General features: G+C 65.4%; 13 protein-coding genes and 1 tRNA gene. 5 read left to right on the forward strand and 9 right to left on the reverse strand.

From position 1 onward, the window contains the following. Nucleotides 1–38: 38 nt before the first annotated feature. The gene (locus ACNEOT_RS02340; protein WP_415971800.1) at nucleotides 39–524 is read right to left on the reverse strand and encodes a PH domain-containing protein; all 486 of its coding nucleotides are present in this window, start codon (nucleotides 522–524) and stop codon (nucleotides 39–41) included. Nucleotides 525–560: 36 nt separating this feature from the next. Next, on the reverse strand, nucleotides 561–824 hold the full coding sequence (gene crgA / locus ACNEOT_RS02345) for a cell division protein CrgA (RefSeq protein WP_032396997.1): 264 nt from the start codon (nucleotides 822–824) through the stop codon (nucleotides 561–563). Nucleotides 825–1,016: 192 nt separating this feature from the next. Between crgA and ACNEOT_RS02350 the strand changes: the two genes are divergently transcribed. Together ACNEOT_RS02350 and ACNEOT_RS02355 are read left to right on the forward strand one after the other, a co-directional pair. Beyond that, entirely contained in the window at nucleotides 1,017–1,763 is a 747-nt protein-coding gene (locus tag ACNEOT_RS02350) for a DUF881 domain-containing protein (RefSeq protein ID WP_415971803.1), read from the forward strand. A gap of 13 nt (nucleotides 1,764–1,776) precedes the next feature. Further along, the gene (locus ACNEOT_RS02355; RefSeq protein WP_415971804.1) at nucleotides 1,777–2,418 is read left to right on the forward strand and encodes an aminodeoxychorismate/anthranilate synthase component II; all 642 of its coding nucleotides are present in this window, start codon (nucleotides 1,777–1,779) and stop codon (nucleotides 2,416–2,418) included. Nucleotides 2,419–2,448: 30 nt separating this feature from the next. On the opposite strand, the gene pknB is transcribed toward ACNEOT_RS02355, so the two are convergent. The 7 genes from pknB to ACNEOT_RS02390 all read right to left on the reverse strand — a co-directional run bounded on the left by pknB (nucleotide 2,449) and on the right by ACNEOT_RS02390 (nucleotide 12,128). Next, nucleotides 2,449–4,386 carry a Stk1 family PASTA domain-containing Ser/Thr kinase gene (gene pknB, locus ACNEOT_RS02360; RefSeq protein ID WP_415971805.1) on the reverse strand — a complete coding sequence of 646 codons (1,938 nt, stop codon included), beginning with the start codon at nucleotides 4,384–4,386 and terminating at the stop codon, nucleotides 2,449–2,451. Then, nucleotides 4,383–5,747 (reverse strand): serine/threonine-protein kinase, encoded by a 1,365-nt coding sequence (locus ACNEOT_RS02365; RefSeq protein WP_415971807.1) that lies wholly within the window; start codon nucleotides 5,745–5,747, stop codon nucleotides 4,383–4,385. Before ACNEOT_RS02365 ends, pknB begins: the two co-directional genes overlap by 4 nt. A gap of 5 nt (nucleotides 5,748–5,752) precedes the next feature. Continuing rightward, nucleotides 5,753–7,237, reverse strand: coding sequence for a peptidoglycan D,D-transpeptidase FtsI family protein (locus ACNEOT_RS02370; protein ID WP_415971808.1), 1,485 nt, complete (start codon nucleotides 7,235–7,237; stop codon nucleotides 5,753–5,755). Continuing rightward, complete coding sequence (locus ACNEOT_RS02375) at nucleotides 7,234–8,691, reverse strand: FtsW/RodA/SpoVE family cell cycle protein (RefSeq protein ID WP_415971809.1); 1,458 nt, start codon at nucleotides 8,689–8,691, stop codon at nucleotides 7,234–7,236. Before ACNEOT_RS02375 ends, ACNEOT_RS02370 begins: the two co-directional genes overlap by 4 nt. Further along, nucleotides 8,688–10,118: a PP2C family protein-serine/threonine phosphatase gene (locus ACNEOT_RS02380; protein WP_415971811.1), complete on the reverse strand. Its 1,431-nt coding sequence runs from the start codon at nucleotides 10,116–10,118 to the stop codon at nucleotides 8,688–8,690. The genes ACNEOT_RS02375 and ACNEOT_RS02380 overlap by 4 nt, the downstream gene beginning before the upstream one ends. Beyond that, a complete protein-coding gene (locus ACNEOT_RS02385) occupies nucleotides 10,115–10,579 on the reverse strand; it encodes an FHA domain-containing protein FhaB (protein WP_037195344.1) in 465 nt (154 codons plus the stop codon). Before ACNEOT_RS02385 ends, ACNEOT_RS02380 begins: the two co-directional genes overlap by 4 nt. 145 nt (nucleotides 10,580–10,724) lie before the next feature. Beyond that, a complete protein-coding gene (locus tag ACNEOT_RS02390; RefSeq protein ID WP_415971814.1) occupies nucleotides 10,725–12,128 on the reverse strand; it encodes an FhaA domain-containing protein in 1,404 nt (467 codons plus the stop codon). 207 nt (nucleotides 12,129–12,335) lie between these two features. On the opposite strand from ACNEOT_RS02390, the gene ACNEOT_RS02395 reads away from it, so the two are divergent. The 3 genes from ACNEOT_RS02395 (at nucleotide 12,336) to ACNEOT_RS02405 (ending at nucleotide 18,870) form a co-directional block, all read left to right on the forward strand. Beyond that, nucleotides 12,336–12,421, forward strand: a tRNA-Leu gene (locus ACNEOT_RS02395). Nucleotides 12,422–12,836: 415 nt separating this feature from the next. Continuing rightward, on the forward strand, nucleotides 12,837–17,426 hold the full coding sequence (gene gltB, locus ACNEOT_RS02400; RefSeq protein ID WP_415971816.1) for a glutamate synthase large subunit: 4,590 nt from the start codon (nucleotides 12,837–12,839) through the stop codon (nucleotides 17,424–17,426). Next, a complete protein-coding gene (locus ACNEOT_RS02405) occupies nucleotides 17,419–18,870 on the forward strand; it encodes a glutamate synthase subunit beta (RefSeq protein ID WP_415971818.1) in 1,452 nt (483 codons plus the stop codon). The genes gltB and ACNEOT_RS02405 overlap by 8 nt, the downstream gene beginning before the upstream one ends. Nucleotides 18,871–18,885: the final 15 nt, after the last annotated feature.

Raw genomic sequence — 18,885 nt, forward strand, 5'->3', positions numbered from 1 at the left:
ACCAAATGTCACATTGAGTACCCGTGGGGCGCGGCCGGTCAGGTGTTCGGGGGCACCAGACCGTGGATGTCGAGGGCGTCGAATACGTCCTGAGGGTCGGTGCCGAGGTCCCATCTGCCGAAGATGATCAGTCGGTCGTCGTCTTCACCGGGTGGGCGGATGTCGAGTTCGAGCATCGGGACGCGTCGGCCGAATCGCGGGTAGCGCACGATGTGCGCGCGCACGATGTCGGCGCGCGAGTAGGTGCGGATGCCGCTGAGTCGTTTGATCACCATCGATCCGTCGCGGGTGATGGCGAGGCGGGGGCGCTGCACGGCTGCGAGTGCCGCGATTGTCCACATTCCGACGGCTGCGAGTCCGACGAGGAATGTTCCGGCAGCGTCGGTGGATGACAGCGCGGCTCCGATTCCGAGGGCAAATCCGCCTGCGACCAGCGCTCCGATGGCGACGACGGGCGTCGCCCAGTGCTGTTCGTACACACCCTGTGGATTGTTCGAAAAGTTATCCACAGGGGTTATCCACATTGGGGATGAATGACATCGATGTAACTCGGACGGCTGTCAGCGCCATCGCATGGTCATGACGAGTCCGACGACCATGAATCCGAAGCCGATCAGGAAGTTGTAGGCGCCGAGGTTGCCGATGAAGGCGATGTCCTCGGAAGCCAGGTAGTAGACGATCAGCCATAGCAGCCCGACCAGCATGAATCCCAGCATCAGCACCACGTACCAGACCGGCGAGGGCCCGGCGTTGACCTTGACCGGCGTACGGTTCGCCGGGTTGATCGTGTAGTCGTTCTTCTTCCGTACCTTCGACTTCGGCATGGCTTCCTCTTTGCGTTCGTGACGGCTGTGGCATTGCGGCCGGGCCTGTGGACAACTGACGGTGGAACCTGTGGAGCCGCGCATCCCCGGGCTATTGTCGCCTGGAGGACCGTGACGGTCATCGACCCGGCTGTTGTACACGCTAACGCAGGTGATCCCAGCACCGACCCACCGGACAAATTGCGAGCACTTGTGACACGACGTTCGACCGCCTCCGCCGACACCCGCTGGTGGGTGCTCGTGGTCGCGGTGTGTGCTGCCGTCGGTCTGCTGCTCGGAACCACCAGGCATGTTTCGGACGGCACCGAGTTACGTGGCGGGGACACCACTCGACTCGCCGATTTGGTCGACGCCGCCCAACGCAGCACCGACGACGCCCAGCGAAACAGAGACACTCTGGAGCAGCAGGTCGAATCCCTTCAACAGCGTGCCGCGACAGGGGACACCACCGTCGCCGACGCGTTGGCGCGCGTCGATTCTCTGGCCGACGCGGCGGGACGCGAGGCCGCAACGGGTGCGGGACTGACCGTCACGATGGCCGACGCCCCCCGCGGACCCGACGGCTCGTATGCGTCCGACGCGTCCGTGGACGATCTGGTGGTTCATCAGGTCGATGTTCAGAGCGTGCTCAACGCGTTGTGGGCCGGTGGCGCGTCGGCGATTGCCATGCAGGATCAGCGGCTGGTGGCCTCGTCGGCTCCGCGCTGCATCGGGAACACCCTTCTTCTCGGCGGCCGGACGTACAGCCCGCCCTACGTGATGACGGCGATCGGTGATGCGGATCGGCTGCGCGCGGCGCTGAAGAACGAGCCGGGCGTGCGCCTGTACGAGCAGTACGCACTCCGGTACGGCCTGCGTTACGACGTGACGGCCTACCAAAACCTTTTGGTGCCCGCGTACACCGAAACGGTGCGCATGCGGTTTGCGCAGCCTCGCTGAGTACGCTGTCCGCATGCGTATTCTCGTCGTCGACAACTACGACAGCTTCGTCTTCAACCTCGTCCAGTACCTGGGCCAGTTGAATGCCGATGTCGAGGTGTGGCGCAACGACGACGAGCGTCTCACCGATCGCGATGGGGTTGCGGCGCAGTTCGACGGCATCCTGCTCAGCCCGGGACCGGGCACTCCGCAGCGTGCCGGTGCCACGATGGATCTGGTCTCGGCGAGCGCTCGGACGAAGACGCCCCTGCTCGGGGTCTGTCTCGGTCATCAGGCGATCGGCGCTGCCTTCGGTGCCACCGTGGAGAAGGCCCCGGAACTGTTGCACGGTAAGACGAGCCTGGTGCACCACTCGGGCGTAGGCGTTCTGGAGGGGATGAACGAACCCTTCACCGCCACCCGGTACCACTCGCTGACCGTCCGCGAGGAGACCATCCCGGCGGAACTCGAGATCATCGGGCGTACCGAATCCGGCCTCGTAATGGCGATGAGGCACACCGAATTGCCGATACATGGCGTCCAGTTCCACCCGGAGTCCATCCTCACCGAGGGCGGACATCGCATGCTGGCCAACTGGCTCACCGTCTGCGGTATGCCGACCGATCCGGGTCTCGTCGCCAAGCTCGAAGCTCAGGTCGCCGAAGCTTTCGCCTGACCTTCTCGCTGGACCCCGTGAGGCCGGCACCTACCGGCTGGGGATTCCCAACGCCCCGATGCTGACGGTGATGGTGTCGCTCTTGCTGATCTCCGAGCCGGCCGGCTGTGTCTGGTTGACGACTCGACCCACCATCAGCGGGTCCAGCGTCGACTGACTCGACGTCGAGAGGTTCGCCACCGTTCCGGTCCACCCCGCCGATTGCAGGGCGGTCAAGGCCTGAGCCTCGGTGAGGCCGGACAGGTCCGGCATCGGGATCTTGTCTCCGTTCGAGACCCGAAGCGTCACGACCGTGTTCTCGGCGACGGTGGTGCCCCCGGCGGGGTCGGTCGAGACTACTTGTCCCACAGGCGAACTGGAGTCGATGTTCTGGACCTGCACGCGCAGTCCGGCACCCTCGACGTTCGGTTGCGCCACCTCGACCAGCTGGCCGACGACGTTGGGCATCCGTACCTGCGCCGGCCCGGAACCGAGCGTGATGCGGACCTGCGAGTTCGCGTTCATGCTGACGCCCGACGACGGATTCTGCTCGACGACCTTGTCGAGATTCTCGGGTGTCGACGGAGCGCGAGCGACGGTGGCATCGAGTTCGAGGCCCACCTGGTTCAAGGCATCGGAGGCCTGCTGCTGGGTGAGTCCGGTCAAACGCGGAACCTGGACCTGCTGCGGTCCCGAGGACACGTCGAGCTGGATATCGCCGGGCGTTTCGGTCTGCGATCCGGCGGCCGGGGTGGTGCCGATGGCAGCTCCTTCCGGAACCGACGCGTCCGGCTTCTCCTGGGGACGCACGCGAAGACCGACGTTCTCGAGCTGGCTCTGAGCCTCGTCCGCGGACAGTCCGGCGACCGTGGGCACGGTGACGGTCTTGGGGTCCGCTCCGGGGCCGAGCGACCACAGGAACGCACCGACGATCGCGACGACGACGAGCGCGGCCGCGGAGATGAGCGCGATCTTGAGGCCACGACGGCTCTTCGGCTCGTCGTAGTCCTCCGTATGGCGCGACGCGCGAGGTGCCGCCGCGGGAGCAGCAGGCTTGTCCTTGCCGGAGAAATCGGCCTGACGGGAGTCGACCGAGCCGAGGATCGTGGTGCGGTCCTCGTCGTTCATCACCATCGGCGCGCTCGGCCGTTGGCCACCGAGGACCCGAACGAGATCGGTACGCATCTCGGCGGCACTCTGGTACCGGTTGGCGGGGTTCTTGGCCATCGCCTTGAGGATGATCGAGTCGAGTTCGCGTGGCACCGAGTCGTTGACCAGTGACGGCAGCTGAGGGTCCTCGCGCACGTGCTGGTAGGCGACGGCGACCGGCGAATCTCCCTTGAACGGAGGCTCGCCGGTGAGGATCTCGAACAGCACACAGCCGAGCGAATAGACGTCCGAGCGAGCGTCGACCTGTTCGCCGCGGGCCTGTTCGGGTGAGAGGTACTGAGCGGTTCCGATGACGGCCGCGGTCTGGGTCATCGGCGACGACGAATCGGCGATGGCGCGAGCGATGCCGAAGTCCATCACCTTCACCGCGCCCGCATTGTTGATCATGATGTTCGCGGGCTTGACGTCGCGGTGCACGATGCCGTTGCGGTGGCTGAAATCGAGTGCCGCACAGACGTCGGCGATGACCTCCATGGCCCGACGCGGTGCCATGGGTCCTTCGCCGCGCACGATGTCCCGCAGGGTATCGCCGTCGACGTATTCCATGACGATGAACGGGAGCGGACCGGCTTCGGTCTCGGCTTCACCGGTGTCGTAGACGGCGACGATCGCGGGGTGGTTCAGTGCAGCCGCGTTCTGAGCCTCACGTCGAAACCGCAGGTAGAACGTGGGGTCGCGCGCGAGATCGGCACGCAGGACCTTGATGGCGACGTCGCGGTCCAACCGAGTGTCACGTGCGAGATGAACCTCGGACATACCGCCGAAGCCGAGTATCTCGCCCAACTCGTAGCGCGCGGAGAGCGTACGGGGAGTCGTCATCGTTGTCCTTGTGGCTCTTGCGGGAATGGGATCTCGATCAGCGGCCGTCTCGTCGTCGTCGTCTGCGTGGGCTGCGCCGAGGTCGTCGTGGTCTCTTCGGTGGTCGTCGGCTCCTGCGAGGTCGTCGTCGTGGTCGTCGTGGTCGTGGTTTCTTCGGTGGTGGTTTCTTCGGTGGTCGTCGGCTTTGTCGTGGTTGTCGTGGTGGTGGTCGGTGCCGTGGTGGTCGTCGGCGTCACGAACGGTGTCGGCGTGTCGTCTCGGCCCCCGGTCAACAGCACGTAGCCGCCGATGAGGATGGCCAACAACAGCAGCCCGGCACCACCCCAGGCGAGAGCTTTCTGCCCCGCCGACATTCCGGTGGGTTCGGACACGGCTGCCGCGGCCGTTCCGGTGGCAGGTCCGCGGTACTCGCGCTGGGACGTCGGCATCATCTGCGTGCTCGACGGCGGCTGCGGGCTGGGCACGACACCGGGCATCATGACCCTGCCGGTGCCTGTGCCGCGTGAGTTACCAGGAGCGGGCGGTCGGCGACCTGCACGGACTGCGGCGACGGCGTCGGCGAACTCGCCGCCGTTGGCGTAACGCGCGGCCGGGTCCTTGACCATGGTGATCTCGATGAGTTCACGGACGGCAGGGGGCAGGTCGAGTGGCATGGGTGCCGGCATTTCGCGGACGTGCTTCATGGCCACGGTCAAGGCGCCGTCGCCCACGAAAGGTCTTGTCCCTGCGAGTACTTCGTATCCGACGACTCCGAGCGAGTAGACGTCGGAGGCCGAGGTGGCCTCCTCGCCGAGTGCCTGCTCGGGCGCGATGTACTGCGCGGTGCCCATCACCATTCCGGTCTTGGTGACCGGGGATGCGTCGACGGCCTTGGCGATGCCGAAGTCGGTGATCTTGACCTGCCCGGTGGGGGTGATCAGGATGTTGCCCGGCTTGACGTCGCGGTGCACGACGCCTGCGGTATGCGCGATCTGCAGGGAACGGCCGGTCTGCTCGAGCATGTCGAGGGCATGGCCGAGCGGCAGTCGAGACATGCGACCCAGGACGGCGTTGAGAGGCTCACCGTTGACCAGTTCCATCACCAGGTAGGCCAGTGATTCGCCTGCGCCGTCGCGGGTTTCGCCGTAGTCGTACACTCCGGCGATTCCGGGGTAGTTCAGTTGCGCGGTGGTGCGTGCCTCGAACCTGAAGCGCTGCAAGAACTCCGGGTCCTCGGAGAACTCGGCCTTGAGTACCTTGACCGCTACGCGGCGATCGAGGCGGTTGTCCATTGCCTCCCACACCTGCCCCATACCGCCGGTGGCGATGAGGCGCAGAAGTCGGTAGCGCTGCGCGATGACAGCTCCGTTGCTCAGTGGCACTGCACTCACCTCCCCTGCAATGCGGCTGCGATGACGGCCCGCCCGATGGGCGCTGCCACGGATCCACCGGTCGCGGCCAACGCGCGGTCACCGCCGTCCTCGACGATGACGGCGATGGCGACCTTGGGATCTTTCGCGGGTGCGAATCCGATGTACCAGGCGTGCGGCGGAGTGTTCCGTGGGTCGGATCCGTGTTCTGCGGTACCGGTTTTCGATGCGATCTGCACTCCGGGGATCTTGCCCTCGCCGCTGGTGTTGTTCTCCGACCCGATCATGAGATCGGTCAACGTAGCCGCCGTACTGGAGCTGATGGCCTCGCCCATGGCCTTCGGTTGGTAGCTGGACAGGTCCGACAGATCGGGAGACTGCAACTGCTGCACCAGGTTCGGGGCCATCCGCACGCCACCGTTGGCGACGGTCGCCGCGATCACGGCGTCCTGCAGCGGGGTGAGAGCAACATCGCGCTGGCCGATGCTGGACTGGCCGAGCGCGGCATCGTCGTCGATGGTGCCGACGGTGCTGTCGGCAACGGTGAGCGGAATAGTGGTGTCCTCGCCGATGCCGAACTTCGACGCTGTGTCGCGCATCTTGTCGGCCCCGGTGTCGATACCGAGTTCGACGAAGGCCGTGTTGCACGAGCGTGCGAAAGCTTCACGGAGCGTTGCCGTCTGGCCGCCACCGCATGTCGAGCCGTTGTAGTTCTCGAGGGTCGTCGAGGTTCCCGGCAACGTGATGTTCGACGCGGCCGTGAGTTGATCGTCCGGTGTCGCGCCCGCTTCGAGCGCGGCCGCGGTGGTGATCACCTTGAACGTGGATCCGGGTGGGTAGGTCTGCGAAATCGCCCGGTTCACCATCGGCTTCTCGGGATCGTTGCTCAGGTTCTCCCAGGCCGCCGTGGTGGCGCTGCCGTCGTGGCTGGCCAGCAGGTTCGGGTCGTAGCTCGGCGTGCTGGCCATCGCGAGGATGTTGCCGGTGGCGGGGTCGAGTGCCACCACCGAACCGGTGTAACCCTTCGCGGTGAGCTGGTCGTAGGCGACCTGCTGCACGACGGGGTCGATGGTGGTGACGACGTTGCCGCCGCGGGGATCTCGGCCGGAGATGAGGTCGAACAACCGTCCGCCGAAGAGCCGGTCGTCGGATCCGTTGAGCACAGGATCCTCGGCGCGTTCGAGACCGTTGCTCGAGTACAGCATCGAGTAGTACCCGGTGATCGGTGCGTTGGCTTGCGGGCTCGCCGGGGAGATCGAGTTCTGGGGGTAGGTGCGCAAGTACTTGTAGCGGTCGTCGGTCGCCACGGAGGACGCGAGTACTTGGCCGCCGGCCGAGATCTGGCCCCGCTGACGGGAGTACTCGTCGAGCAGGACTCGTGAGTTCCTGGGGTCCGTACGCAGATCGTCGGCCTTGATGACCTGGAGGTAGGTGGCATTGGCGAGCAGGGCCACCACCATGACCATCACGGCGATGGTCACGCGGCGCAGAGGAGTGTTCATGCGCGCTTCACCATTTCGGTCGGCGCTTCCGCGATGGGTGCTGCGGGGGTGGGCTTCTTCTTGGGCGTTGCCGGCTCACGGGCTGCGTCGGAGATCTTGATCAGCAGTGCGAGCAACAAGTAGTTGGCGAGAAGCGAAGATCCTCCGTAGGACAGGTACGGCGTGGTGAGGCCGGTGAGCGGAATGAGTTTGGTGACGCCGCCGACGACGACGAACAGCTGGATCGCGATGGTGAACGACAAACCGGCGGCGAGCAGTTTGCCGAAGCTGTCCCGTACGGCGAGTGCCGTGCGCATGCCGCGAACGATGAACAGCAAGTACAGGATCAGAACCGCGGTCAGGCCGATGAGGCCGAGCTCTTCTCCGACGGTCGCGATGATGAAGTCGGTCTTGGCGAACGGAACCTGGGACGGTCGACCACTACCGAGCCCGGTGCCTGCCAACCCGCCCGTGGCGAAGCTGAACATCGACTGGACGATCTGATAGCCGGTGTCGTTGTAGTCGTCGAACGGGTGCAACCAGGTGTCGGTACGGATCTTGACGTGGCCGAACACCTGATAGGCGAACAGGAACCCGACGAGTAGCAGCCCGAATCCGATGATGAGCCAGCCGACGCGCTCGGTGGCGATGTAGATCATCACCAGCACGGTCCCGAAGATCAGCAGCGACGTGCCGAGGTCCTTCTCGAACACCAGCACACCGACGGAGACGATCCAGACGACCAGGATGGGACCGAGATCGCGTGCTCGCGGAAAGTCCATGCCGAGAAAGTGCTTGCCGGCCACGGTGAACAGTTCGCGTTTGGCGACCAGCAGCGACGCGAAGAAGATGAGCAGCAGAATCTTCGCGAACTCCCCGGGCTGAATACTGAAGCCGGGCAGCCGAATCCAGATCTTCGATCCGTTGACCTCGGAGAATGCCGACGGCAGCATCGCCGGTATGGCCAGCAGCACCAGGCCTGCAAGTCCGACGGTGTAGCCGTAGCGGGCGAGCGTGCGGTAGTCGCGCAGCAGCACCAGCAGCGCGACGAAGCCGGCAATGGCCAGCGTCGTCCACAGCACCTGCTGGTTGGCATCCGGTGACGGAATGGGATTGCCGAGGTACTGGGCTTGCTGCTCGTCGGCCAGGTCGAGTCGGTGAATGAGCACCAGACCGAGACCGTTGAGCAGCGCCACGATCGGCAGCAACAGTGGATCCGCGTACGGGGCGAAACGTCGTACGGCCAGGTGCGCCACCGTCATCAGCGCGAGGTACGCGACCGCGTACTTCGCGAGATCCCAGGTGATGGTCTGTTCCTGACTGGCTTCGACCAGCACCAGTGAGATCGTGGTGATCAGAACGGCGGCACCGAGCAGAAGCAGTTCGACGCCACGTCGGTTCGATTGAATCGGTGCGGGAGCGAACCCCCCGGGCGGACTCGGGAAGGACCCTCCCGCGGACGCATTGGAACTCATCGAGTACCGGTCCTGCAGTTCTGGCCGGGAATCTGCGGAACCGTCGGTGTCGGAACCGCGGTGGTGGTCGGGGCAGCCTCGGGGGCGGCCGGAGGCAACGGCACACCGGGCGGCGGGATGATCGTCGTCGGCGCGGGCTCGACCGTCGTCGTGACCACGGGCTCGGTCTCGCAGACCTGCATCAGGTCACCGGAGGCCAAGCGCTCCACCTGACCGCGCGCATCGTTCAGCGATCCCGACGGCAGTCCGGCCGTGACCTGTTCGCGTGCGGCGGGCAGCAGATCGTCGATCTCGAACGGATTGCAGTCGGCCGGTGCGGCATCGGGGGAGGTCAGTGTGACGGCTCCGTCGTCGGCGAGGCAGCCGGTCAGTTCGACGCTCTGCAGCGAGTAGCCGAGAACCGAGCCGGGTAGGCCGCGGAACACGGTGACCTTGCTGTTGTCCGCGCCGACGTAGTAGTTGCCCTTGATGATCGAATTGGCAACGAGCACACCGATTCCCGCCAGTACGACGAGCGTCAGGGCGATCAGAGACCAACGCAGTTTGTGCGACTTCTTCTCCGGAGCCACCACGGGGGTGGTCACGCGCTTCGGCGTCGTACGTGGTGGACGCATGGCCGCGGCGCGTCCAGCTGCCGTATTGGGTGGCGGGGCGTCCTCTTCGTCCTCGGTGCTGGCGGCACCGCCGAGGATGGGGTGGCTCTGTCCGTAGTCGAGGTCGATCACGTCGGCGACGACGACCGTCACGTTGTCGGGGCCGCCGCTGCGCAGGGCGAGTTCGATGAGGCGGTCGGCGCACGGGCCGGTCTCGCCCTCGTTCAGGGTGTTCTCGATGGTCTCGTCGCTGACGACGTCGGAGAGGCCGTCGGAGCACAGCAGATAACGGTCGCCCGCACGTACTTCCCGAACGGTGAGAGTCGGCTCGATCTCGTTGCCGGTGAGGGCCCGCATGATCAGAGAGCGCTGCGGGTGTGTGTGCGCCTGCTCGGCGGTGATACGGCCCTCGTCGACGAGAGACTGAACGAACGTGTCGTCGCGGGTGATCTGCGTCAGCGAACCGTCGCGCAGCATGTAGGCGCGCGAGTCGCCGATGTGAACCAGTCCGATTCGCTTGCCCGCGAACAGGATTGCGGTCAACGTGGTTCCCATGCCGTCGAGCTCGGGTTCGTCCTCGACCTGATCGGCGATGGATGCGTTGCCTTCGCGGGTGGCTGCCTCGAGCTTGCCCAGCAGGTCCTCGCCGGGCTCGTCGTCGTCGAGGTGAGCCAACGCGGCGATCATCAACTGCGAGGCCACTTCACCGGCGGCGTGACCGCCCATGCCGTCGGCCAGCGCCAGCAGACGAGCCCCGGCGTACACCGAGTCCTCGTTGTTGGAACGAACCAGGCCGCGATCACTGCGGGCGGCATAGCGAAGGACGAGGGTCACGGGCGCAACTCGATCACGGTCTTGCCGACGCGGACAGGGGTTCCCAGTGGGACGCGAACAGCAGTGGTCACCTTGGCGCGGTCGAGATAGGTGCCGTTGGTCGAGCCGAGGTCTTCGACGTACCAATCACCGCCGCGCGGCGAGATGCGTGCGTGGCGAGTCGACGAATAATCGTCTGTCAGAACGAGAGTCGAGTCGTCTGCGCGCCCGATGAGGACGGGCTGCGTACCGAGCGAGATGCGCGTTCCGGCGAGACCGCCCTGGGTCACCACGAGGTACTTGGCCACCTTCTGCTTGTTGAAAGACGGAAGAACCTTCGAGCCACCGGAGTAGCGGGCGGGCACTCGCATGCCCGCAGCTGCGTAGATGTCACTGCGGAGGGTGCGAAGAACCGCCCAGACGAAGAACCACAGCAGGAGCAGAAAGCCCGCCCTGGTCAGTTGCAGAATCAATCCCTGCACGACGATTCACCTCCTTCTTCGCGATCGGACCTGCACCCCGCACGCTCGAAAGCCGCGGCGCGGCAGACATGGTTGCCTCGCAGCATCATAGGGTGACGCCACTCGTGTGGACTACATACGGGTGGACGAGCGTGCCTGTCGAGTGTCAGACGATCCGGACCAGAATTTCGGAGTGCCCGGCTCGGATGACGTCACCGTCGGCCAGCTGCCAGTCCTGCACCGGAGCGCCGTTGACGGTGGTGCCGTTGGTGGAGCCGAGATCGGAGAGCATGGCCACGCGGCCGTCCCAGCGGATTTCGATGTGTCGGCGCGAAACACCGGTATCGGGCAAACGGAATTGCGCGTCCTGGCCGCGGCCGATGATGTTCTGGCCATCGCGAAGTTGGAAATAGCGGCCGCTGCCGTCCTCGAGCTGCAGAGTCGCGGCGAGGGACTGATTCTGACCCGCGTACGCGGCCGGCTGGTCGTAGCCGTATCCGTCGCCACGGTCGGCCCCACCCTGCGGGTAGCCGCGACCGTAGGCGGCCGGGGCAGGCGGGTAGTCGTAGGCAGGCTGCTGATATCCGGGCTGCTGGTACCCGGCGGCCTGGGGCTCGGCATACCGGCCGGCCGGCTCGTTGTACGCCTGCTCTTGGTAAGGGGCCTCGGAGTACGCAGCTCCCTGTTCGGCACCGTTGTAGTCGTAACCCTGATCGCCGTAACCCTGGGCTTCGTAACCCTGAGCGTTGTAGCCCTGAGGGTCGTACCCCTGTTCCTGGCCGTTGGGCGTCCCGTAGGCCTGGGGGTCGTAACCCTGGTCCTGGCTTCCGGCGGCACTGTATGCCTGACCCTGCTCGGCGTACGGCTGCTCGTCGTAGCCCTGAGCGTTGTACGGCTGCTGCTGGTCGTAGCGCGGATCGTAATCCGCTGCAGGCGGGTAGGCCTGCGCGTCGTATCCGTTCTGCTCGCGCGCTGCGTAGCGCGGGTCCTGGCCACCGGCGTACCCGTTGCGCGCACGCGGATCTGGGCGATGACCGTCCGCGGGTTCGCGCTGCGGGTCGTAGCCTGGGTTCTGCGTCATGTGGCCGGCTCCTGGTATCGACATCGGTGGGGCAGACGGTCGCTGCGTAGCTGAAGGGACGGGACTGGGTGCCGGCGGTGCCGACGGGTTCGGTGCAGCAGTCGCCGATCGTCCCACATCGGGATCGACCGAGCCACTGGCGCGGAACTGCCCGGTGTGGAGAGTGGGCGACGGCTCGAAGCGAACCACCACGTCACCGTAGGTCTGCCACCCCTGATCTCGGATGTAGTCGTCGAGGTGCCGGGAGAACGCTTTGACCGTGAGTTCTCGATCACCGGCCAGCTCGTCGTGGTCGGAGGCGTTGATGGTGATCACGTAGCTGTTCGGTGCCAGGAGGTGGCCGCCGTCCAGGGGCCGGACCAGATCCGAGGCCTCCTGTTGGAGCGCGGCCTCGACTTCGGCCGGTACGACGCCTCCGCCGAACACGCGGGCGAAGACGTCGCCGACAGCGCCCTGGAGCTTGCGTTCGAAACGCTGAACGATGCCCATCGTGACCCCTCCTCTCTCTGTGTTCTTCCACCGTGTGGTGCCTGCGGCCGTGCTGTGCGCGAGGGCCGCGTGTCATCACGAAGTCTCGCTGCAAGCATGATATACGGTGCTGCCGACGTGGACCTCGTGCCGCCGTCGGCTCCCGGCAGCTCGAGGCGGCGATTTTCGGGCGCGGCAGGGTGCGTGTTAGTGTTCTCGCCGTCACCCGGGCGGGTGGCGGAATGGCAGACGCGCTGGCTTCAGGTGCCAGTGTCCTTCGGGACGTGGGGGTTCAAGTCCCCCTCCGCCCACCACACTGGCCGCAGCTGATTCGATCGCTGCGGCCAGTAGTTTTTTGCGGGTCGCTCACGACGAATCGTCTTACAGGCGTGTCATTCTCGGCCGATTCCAGCGGCTGGAGCCACTCTGCAGCCGCCGAGACTTCTTGTTTGCGGAAATTCGCAGGTGAAAGCCCGAAATAGGGTTACCTTATTTGCGGGAACACCTGGGTACTGACTTATCGTTCGTAATTGGATCGGCCTCACCATGGCCGGATCCGTCGAGACCTTCACTTTTCTACCACGAGCCCACCCGCCCGTGCAGAGGAAAGCGTGGACGATCGACAGGTGCTGCTTCAACGGCGAGGACGCACCGCAGGCCGTTCGTGCAGCCGGTTACACCACACCGTCGCCGACGAGTATCAAGGCTGGACTTATCCGAAGGCTAGGTATGAAGCACACTCCGGGCCCGCAAGGCCTCTACGATCCAGTCAACGAACACGACTCCTGTGGTGTCGCGTTCGTGGTGGACATGCACGGTCGACGCAGTCGCGACATCGTCGAGAAGGCGATCACCGCACTGGTCAACCTCGAGCACCGCGGTGCTGCCGGTTCCGAACCGAACACCGGTGACGGTGCGGGCATTCTGATCCAGGTTCCGGACGCGTTCTTCCGCGCCGTCGTAGATTTCGAGCTCCCCGCCCCCGGTGCGTACGCGACCGGTGTCGCGTTTCTGCCGCAGGGCCGCAGCGACGCAGCGCGTGCCTGCGAGGGCGTCGAGCGCATCGTCGAGAGCGAGGGCCTCACGGTTCTCGGTTGGCGCGAAGTTCCCACCGACGACTCCTCCCTCGGCGCTCTGGCGCGCGATGCGATGCCGACCTTCCGTCAGCTGTTCCTCGCTGCCCCCGACGCGTCGATCACCGACCTCGAGCTCGAGCGTCGTACGTTCGTCATCCGCAAGCGCGTCGAGCACGAGCTGGGTGAAGAGGGCGCGGGTAAGGACGGCCCCGGCCGCGAAACCGTGTACTTCCCGTCGCTGTCCTCGCAGACCTTCGTCTACAAGGGCATGCTGACCACCCCGCAGCTCAAGGGCTTCTACCTAGACCTGCAGGACGAACGTGTCGAAAGTGCACTCGGACTTGTGCATTCGCGCTTCTCGACCAACACGTTCCCGTCGTGGCCGTTGGCCCATCCGTTCCGGCGCGTCGCCCACAACGGCGAGATCAACACCGCCACCGGCAACGAGAACTGGATGCGCGCCCGCGAGGCGCTCATCACGTCCGACGTGTTCGGCGGCTCGGAAGCGCTCGAGAAGATCTTCCCCGTCGTCACCCACGGAGCAAGTGACACAGCGCGTTTCGACGAGGTGCTCGAGCTGCTGCACCTCGGTGGACGTAGCCTGCCGCACGCCGTGCTCATGATGATCCCCGAGGCGTGGGAGCGTCACGAGTCCATGGACCCCGCGCGTCGGGCGTTCTACAAGTACCACTCCTCGTTGATGGAGCCCTGGGACGGACCGGCATCGGTGTGCTTCACCGACGGCACCGTCATCGGAGCCGTCCTCGACCGAAACGGCCTGCGCCCGAGCCGATTGTGGGTCACCGACGACGGTTTGGTCGTCATGGCCTCCGAGGTCGGCGTTCTCGACATCGACCCGTCCAAGGTCGTTCGCAAGGTCCGGCTGCAGCCCGGCCGCATGTTCCTCGTGGACACCGCGCAGGGCCGCATCGTCTCCGACGACGAGATCAAGGACGAGCTCGCCGCCGAGCACCCGTACCAGCAGTGGCTCGACGAGGGCCTGACCTCCATCGACGATCTGCCCGATCGCCCGCACGTGCACATGCCGCACGATCGCGTGCTCATCCGTCAGCAGATCTTCGGGTACACCACCGAGGAACTCAACGTGCTGGTCTCGCCGATGGCGAAGTCCGGCGCAGAGGCCATCGGTTCCATGGGTACCGACACCCCGATCGCCGTCCTCTCGGCGCGCCCACGGATGTTGTTCGACTACTTCTCGCAGCTGTTCGCTCAGGTCACCAACCCGCCGCTCGACGCGATCCGTGAAGAGATCGTCACCAGCCTCGGCGGCACCATCGGACCCGAGGGCGACCTGCTCAACCCGGGTGCCGACAGCTGCAAGCAGATCGTGCTGCCGCAGCCGATCCTGCACAACGACGACCTTTCCAAGCTCGTCCACATCAACGACGAGGGCACTCAGGAAGAGCTTCGCTCGGTGGTCGTGCGCGGTCTCTACCCGGTCTCCGAGGGCGGTGAAGGCCTTCGAAAGTCGTTGGAGGCCATCCGCGCTCAGGTGTCGGCGGCCATCTCGGGCGGCGCGCGGATCATCGTGCTCTCGGACCGCGAGTCCAGCGAGAAGCTCGCTCCGATTCCGTCGCTGCTCCTCACCGCCGCGGTGCACCATCACCTGGTCCGGGAGCGGACCCGGACCAAGGTGGGCCTGATCATCGAGGCCGGTGACGCCCGCGAGGTGCACCACATGGCTCTGCTCATCGGTTTCGGTGCCGCAGCGGTCAACCCGTACATGGCGTTCGAGTCGATCGAGGACATGATCGAGCGCGGTGCCCTCACCGACATCGAGTTCGACAAGGCCGTCACCAACTACATCAAGGCCGCAGGCAAGGGCGTGCTGAAGGTGATGTCCAAGATGGGCATCTCGACCCTCGCGTCGTACACCGGAGCCCAGCTGTTCCAGGTCATCGGTCTCTCGCAGGAACTGGTCGACGAGTACTTCACCGGACTCAACAGTCACCTCGGCGGCATCGATCTCGACCAGGTCGCCGACGACGTCGCGGCACGACACGCGGTGGCGTACCTCGACAACCGTCAGGAGCGCGCGCACCGCGAGCTCGAGACCGGCGGCGAGTACCAGTGGCGTCGTGAAGGGGAGTACCACCTCTTCAACCCCGACACCGTGTTCAAGCTGCAGCACTCGACGCGCACCGGTCAGTACGACATCTTCAAGGAATACACGAAGATGGTCGACGACCAGTCCGAGCGCCTCGCGTCGCTACGCGGTCTGTTCCGTTTCAAGACCGAAGAGCGGCAAGCAATTTCGATCGACGAGGTCGAGCCGGCCAGCGAGATCGTCAAGCGTTTCTCCACGGGTGCGATGAGCTACGGCTCCATCTCGGCCGAGGCGCACGAGACCCTCGCCATCGCCATGAACCGCCTCGGCGGGCGCTCGAACTCCGGTGAGGGCGGCGAGGACGTCTCGCGGTTCGAGCCGGACGAGAACGGTGACTGGCGACGCAGTGCCATCAAGCAGGTCGCGTCGGGACGTTTCGGCGTCACCTCGCACTACCTGACCAACTGCACCGATATCCAGATCAAGATGGCGCAGGGAGCCAAGCCCGGTGAGGGCGGCCAGCTTCCGGCGCACAAGGTGTACCCGTGGGTCGCCGAGGTTCGGCATTCGACGCCCGGCGTCGGCCTGATCTCACCGCCGCCGCACCACGACATCTACTCCATCGAGGATCTCGCGCAGTTGATCCACGATCTGAAGAACGCCAACCCGCAGGCCCGCATCCACGTGAAGCTGGTGTCCGAGGTCGGCGTCGGAACGGTCGCGGCAGGTGTGTCCAAGGCGCATGCCGACGTGGTGCTCATCTCGGGCCACGACGGCGGCACCGGCGCGACGCCGCTGACGTCGGTCAAGCACGCGGGTGGACCGTGGGAGCTCGGTTTGGCCGAGACCCAGCAGACGTTGCTGCTCAACGGTCTTCGCGATCGCATCGTCGTGCAGGTGGACGGTCAGCTCAAGACCGGACGTGACGTCATGGTCGCCGCTCTGCTCGGCGGCGAGGAGTTCGGTTTCGCCACCGCTCCGCTCGTCGTCTCGGGCTGCATCATGATGCGGGTCTGCCACCTCGACACCTGCCCCGTGGGTGTGGCGACGCAGAACCCGTTGCTGCGCAAGCGTTTCGCGGGCAAGCCCGAGTTCGTCGAGAACTTCTTCATGTTCATCGCCGAAGAGGTTCGCGAGCTCATGGCCGAACTCGGATTCCGCACGCTCGACGAGGCCGTCGGCCAGGTGGGTCTGCTCGACACCACCGCGGCCAAGGAGCACTGGAAGGCGTCGAAGCTGGATCTGTCGCCCATCCTCGAAGAGGTCGAGTCGGCGTTCATGAACCAGAACCTCTACAACACCGGGGTTCAGGATCACGGTCTCGACAAGGCTCTGGATCAGCAGCTCATCGTGGCCAGCCGCGATGCGTTGGACAAGGGCGAGAAGGTCGCGTTCGAGTCCAAGATCACCAACGTCAACCGCACCGTCGGAACGATGCTCGGACACGAGGTCACCAAGGCGTACGGCGGCGTCGGATTGCCGGACGACACCATCGAGATCACGTTCACCGGCTCGGCCGGCAACAGTTTCGGTGCGTTCGTTCCCTCCGGTATGACGCTGCGCCTCAACGGCGACGCCAACGACTTCGTCGGCAAGGGACTCTCCGGTGGGCATCTGATACTGCGTCCGTCGCTCGATGCTCCCGAGGGATTCGTCGCCGAGGACAACATCATCGGCGGCAACGTGTTCCTGTTCGGTGCCACCAGCGGTGAGGCTCTCATCCGCGGTGTCGTCGGTGAGCGTTTCGCCGTTCGTAACTCCGGTGCGGTGGCCGTCGTCGAAGGCGTCGGCGATCACGGTTGCGAGTACATGACCGGTGGCAAGGTGGTCATTCTCGGCACGACCGGTCGCAACTTCGGTGCCGGCATGTCCGGCGGCGTCGCGTTCGTCTTCGATCCGAACAAGACGTTCGAGGCCAACCTCAACACCGAGCTGGTCGACATCGAGCAGCTCGAAGGTGACGAGTTCACCTGGTTGAAGGACATCGTCACTCGTCACCAGGAGCAGACCGGCTCCGAGGTGGCCGAGCGGATCCTCGCGGACTGGTCGCAACAGGTGAACCATTTCGTGAAGGTCATGCCTCGCGATTACAAGAAGGTACTGCTGGCCATCTCCGAAGCCGAGAAGAACGGCGCGGACGTGGACGAAGCGATCATGGAGGCAGCTCGTGGGTGACCCACAGGGATTTCTGAAGAACACGGTTCGCGAACTGCCCAAGCGGCGGCCCGTCGACCTGCGCCTGATGGACTGGAAAGAGGTCTACGAAGACTTCTCCAAGGACACCCTGCGCACCCAGGCCAGCCGTTGCATGGACTGCGGTATCCCGTTCTGCCACAACGGTTGTCCGCTCGGGAACCTGATTCCCGAGTGGAACGACCTGGTGTTCAAGGACCGCTGGCGCGACAGCATCGACCGGCTGCACGCCACCAACAACTTCCCGGAATTCACCGGACGGTTGTGCCCGGCCCCGTGCGAGGCGTCGTGTGTCCTGGGCATCAACCAGGATCCGGTCACCATCAAGCAGGTCGAGGTCGAGATCATCGACAAGGCCTTCGAAGAGGGTTGGGTCGTCCCGGTCTACCCGACGCATCTCACCGGTAAGACGGTTGCCGTCGTCGGTTCGGGCCCGGCGGGTCTCGCTGCAGCGCAGCAGCTCACCCGCGCCGGCCACACCGTCACGGTGTTCGAGCGTGCCGATCGCATCGGCGGCTTGCTGCGGTACGGCATCCCCGAGTTCAAGATGGAGAAGCGCCACATCGACCGGCGCCTGGCCCAGATGGAGGCCGAGGGCACCGTCTTCCGCACCGGCGTCGATGTGGGCGTCGACATCTCGGCCGACGAACTGCGCGAGCAGTTCGACGCCGTGGTCCTGTCCGGCGGTGCCACTGCCTGGCGCGACCTGCCCATCGAGGGCCGCGAGCTCGACGGCATCTACCAGGCCATGGAGTTCCTGCCGAACGCCAACCGCGTCCAGCAGGGCGACTTCGCCCAGCCGCCCGTCAGCGCCGAGGGCAAGAAGGTCGTCATCATCGGTGGCGGCGATACCGGTGCCGACTGCCTCGGTACCTCGCACCGTCAGGGCGCGGAAAGCGTCCACCAGTTCGAGATCATGGCCCGTCCGCCCGAGGAGCGTGCGACGTCCACCCCGTGGCCGACGTACCCGCTGATGTTCCGCGTCGCGTCCGCGCACGAGGAGGGCGGCGAACGCGTCTTCTCCGTCAACACAGAGCGTTTCGTCGGCGAAGACGGCAAGGTCACCGCACTCGAGGCCTGCGAGGTCGAGTTCAAGGCAGGCAAGTTCGAGAAGGTCGAGGGTAGCGAGTTCACCCTCGAAGCCGACCTGGTTCTGCTGGCCATGGGATTCGTCGGACCAGAGAAGGGCGGCCTGCTGACCGACCTCGGTGTCGACTTCAACCAGCGCGGCAACGTGGAGCGCACCAACGAGTGGGTCACCAACGTCCCCGGCGTGTTCGTGGCCGGAGACATGGGTCGCGGCCAGTCGCTCATCGTGTGGGCCATCGCCGAGGGTCGCTCCTGCGCAGCCGCAGTGGACACCTTCCTGCAAGGAGCAACCGCACTGCCGTCGCCGATCGTGCCCACCCAGGCGCCGCAGCGGTAGGTTGCGTTTTTGCCG

Origin of the sequence: Rhodococcus sp. 077-4 (genome assembly GCF_047782425.1) — a bacterium.
Lineage (GTDB): Bacteria > Actinomycetota > Actinomycetes > Mycobacteriales > Mycobacteriaceae > Rhodococcoides.

Coding starts and splice junctions, on each gene's coding strand:
- ACNEOT_RS02370 (WP_415971808.1), bottom strand. CDS start 7,237: ATGAACACTCCTCTGCGCCGCGTGACCATCGCCGTGATGGTCATGGTG.
- ACNEOT_RS02355 (WP_415971804.1), top strand. CDS start 1,777: ATGCGTATTCTCGTCGTCGACAACTACGACAGCTTCGTCTTCAACCTC.
- ACNEOT_RS02375 (WP_415971809.1), bottom strand. CDS start 8,691: ATGAGTTCCAATGCGTCCGCGGGAGGGTCCTTCCCGAGTCCGCCCGGG.
- crgA (WP_032396997.1), bottom strand. CDS start 824: ATGCCGAAGTCGAAGGTACGGAAGAAGAACGACTACACGATCAACCCG.
- ACNEOT_RS02390 (WP_415971814.1), bottom strand. CDS start 12,128: ATGGGCATCGTTCAGCGTTTCGAACGCAAGCTCCAGGGCGCTGTCGGC.
- gltB (WP_415971816.1), top strand. CDS start 12,837: ATGAAGCACACTCCGGGCCCGCAAGGCCTCTACGATCCAGTCAACGAA.
- pknB (WP_415971805.1), bottom strand. CDS start 4,386: ATGACGACTCCCCGTACGCTCTCCGCGCGCTACGAGTTGGGCGAGATA.
- ACNEOT_RS02340 (WP_415971800.1), bottom strand. CDS start 524: ATGTGGATAACCCCTGTGGATAACTTTTCGAACAATCCACAGGGTGTG.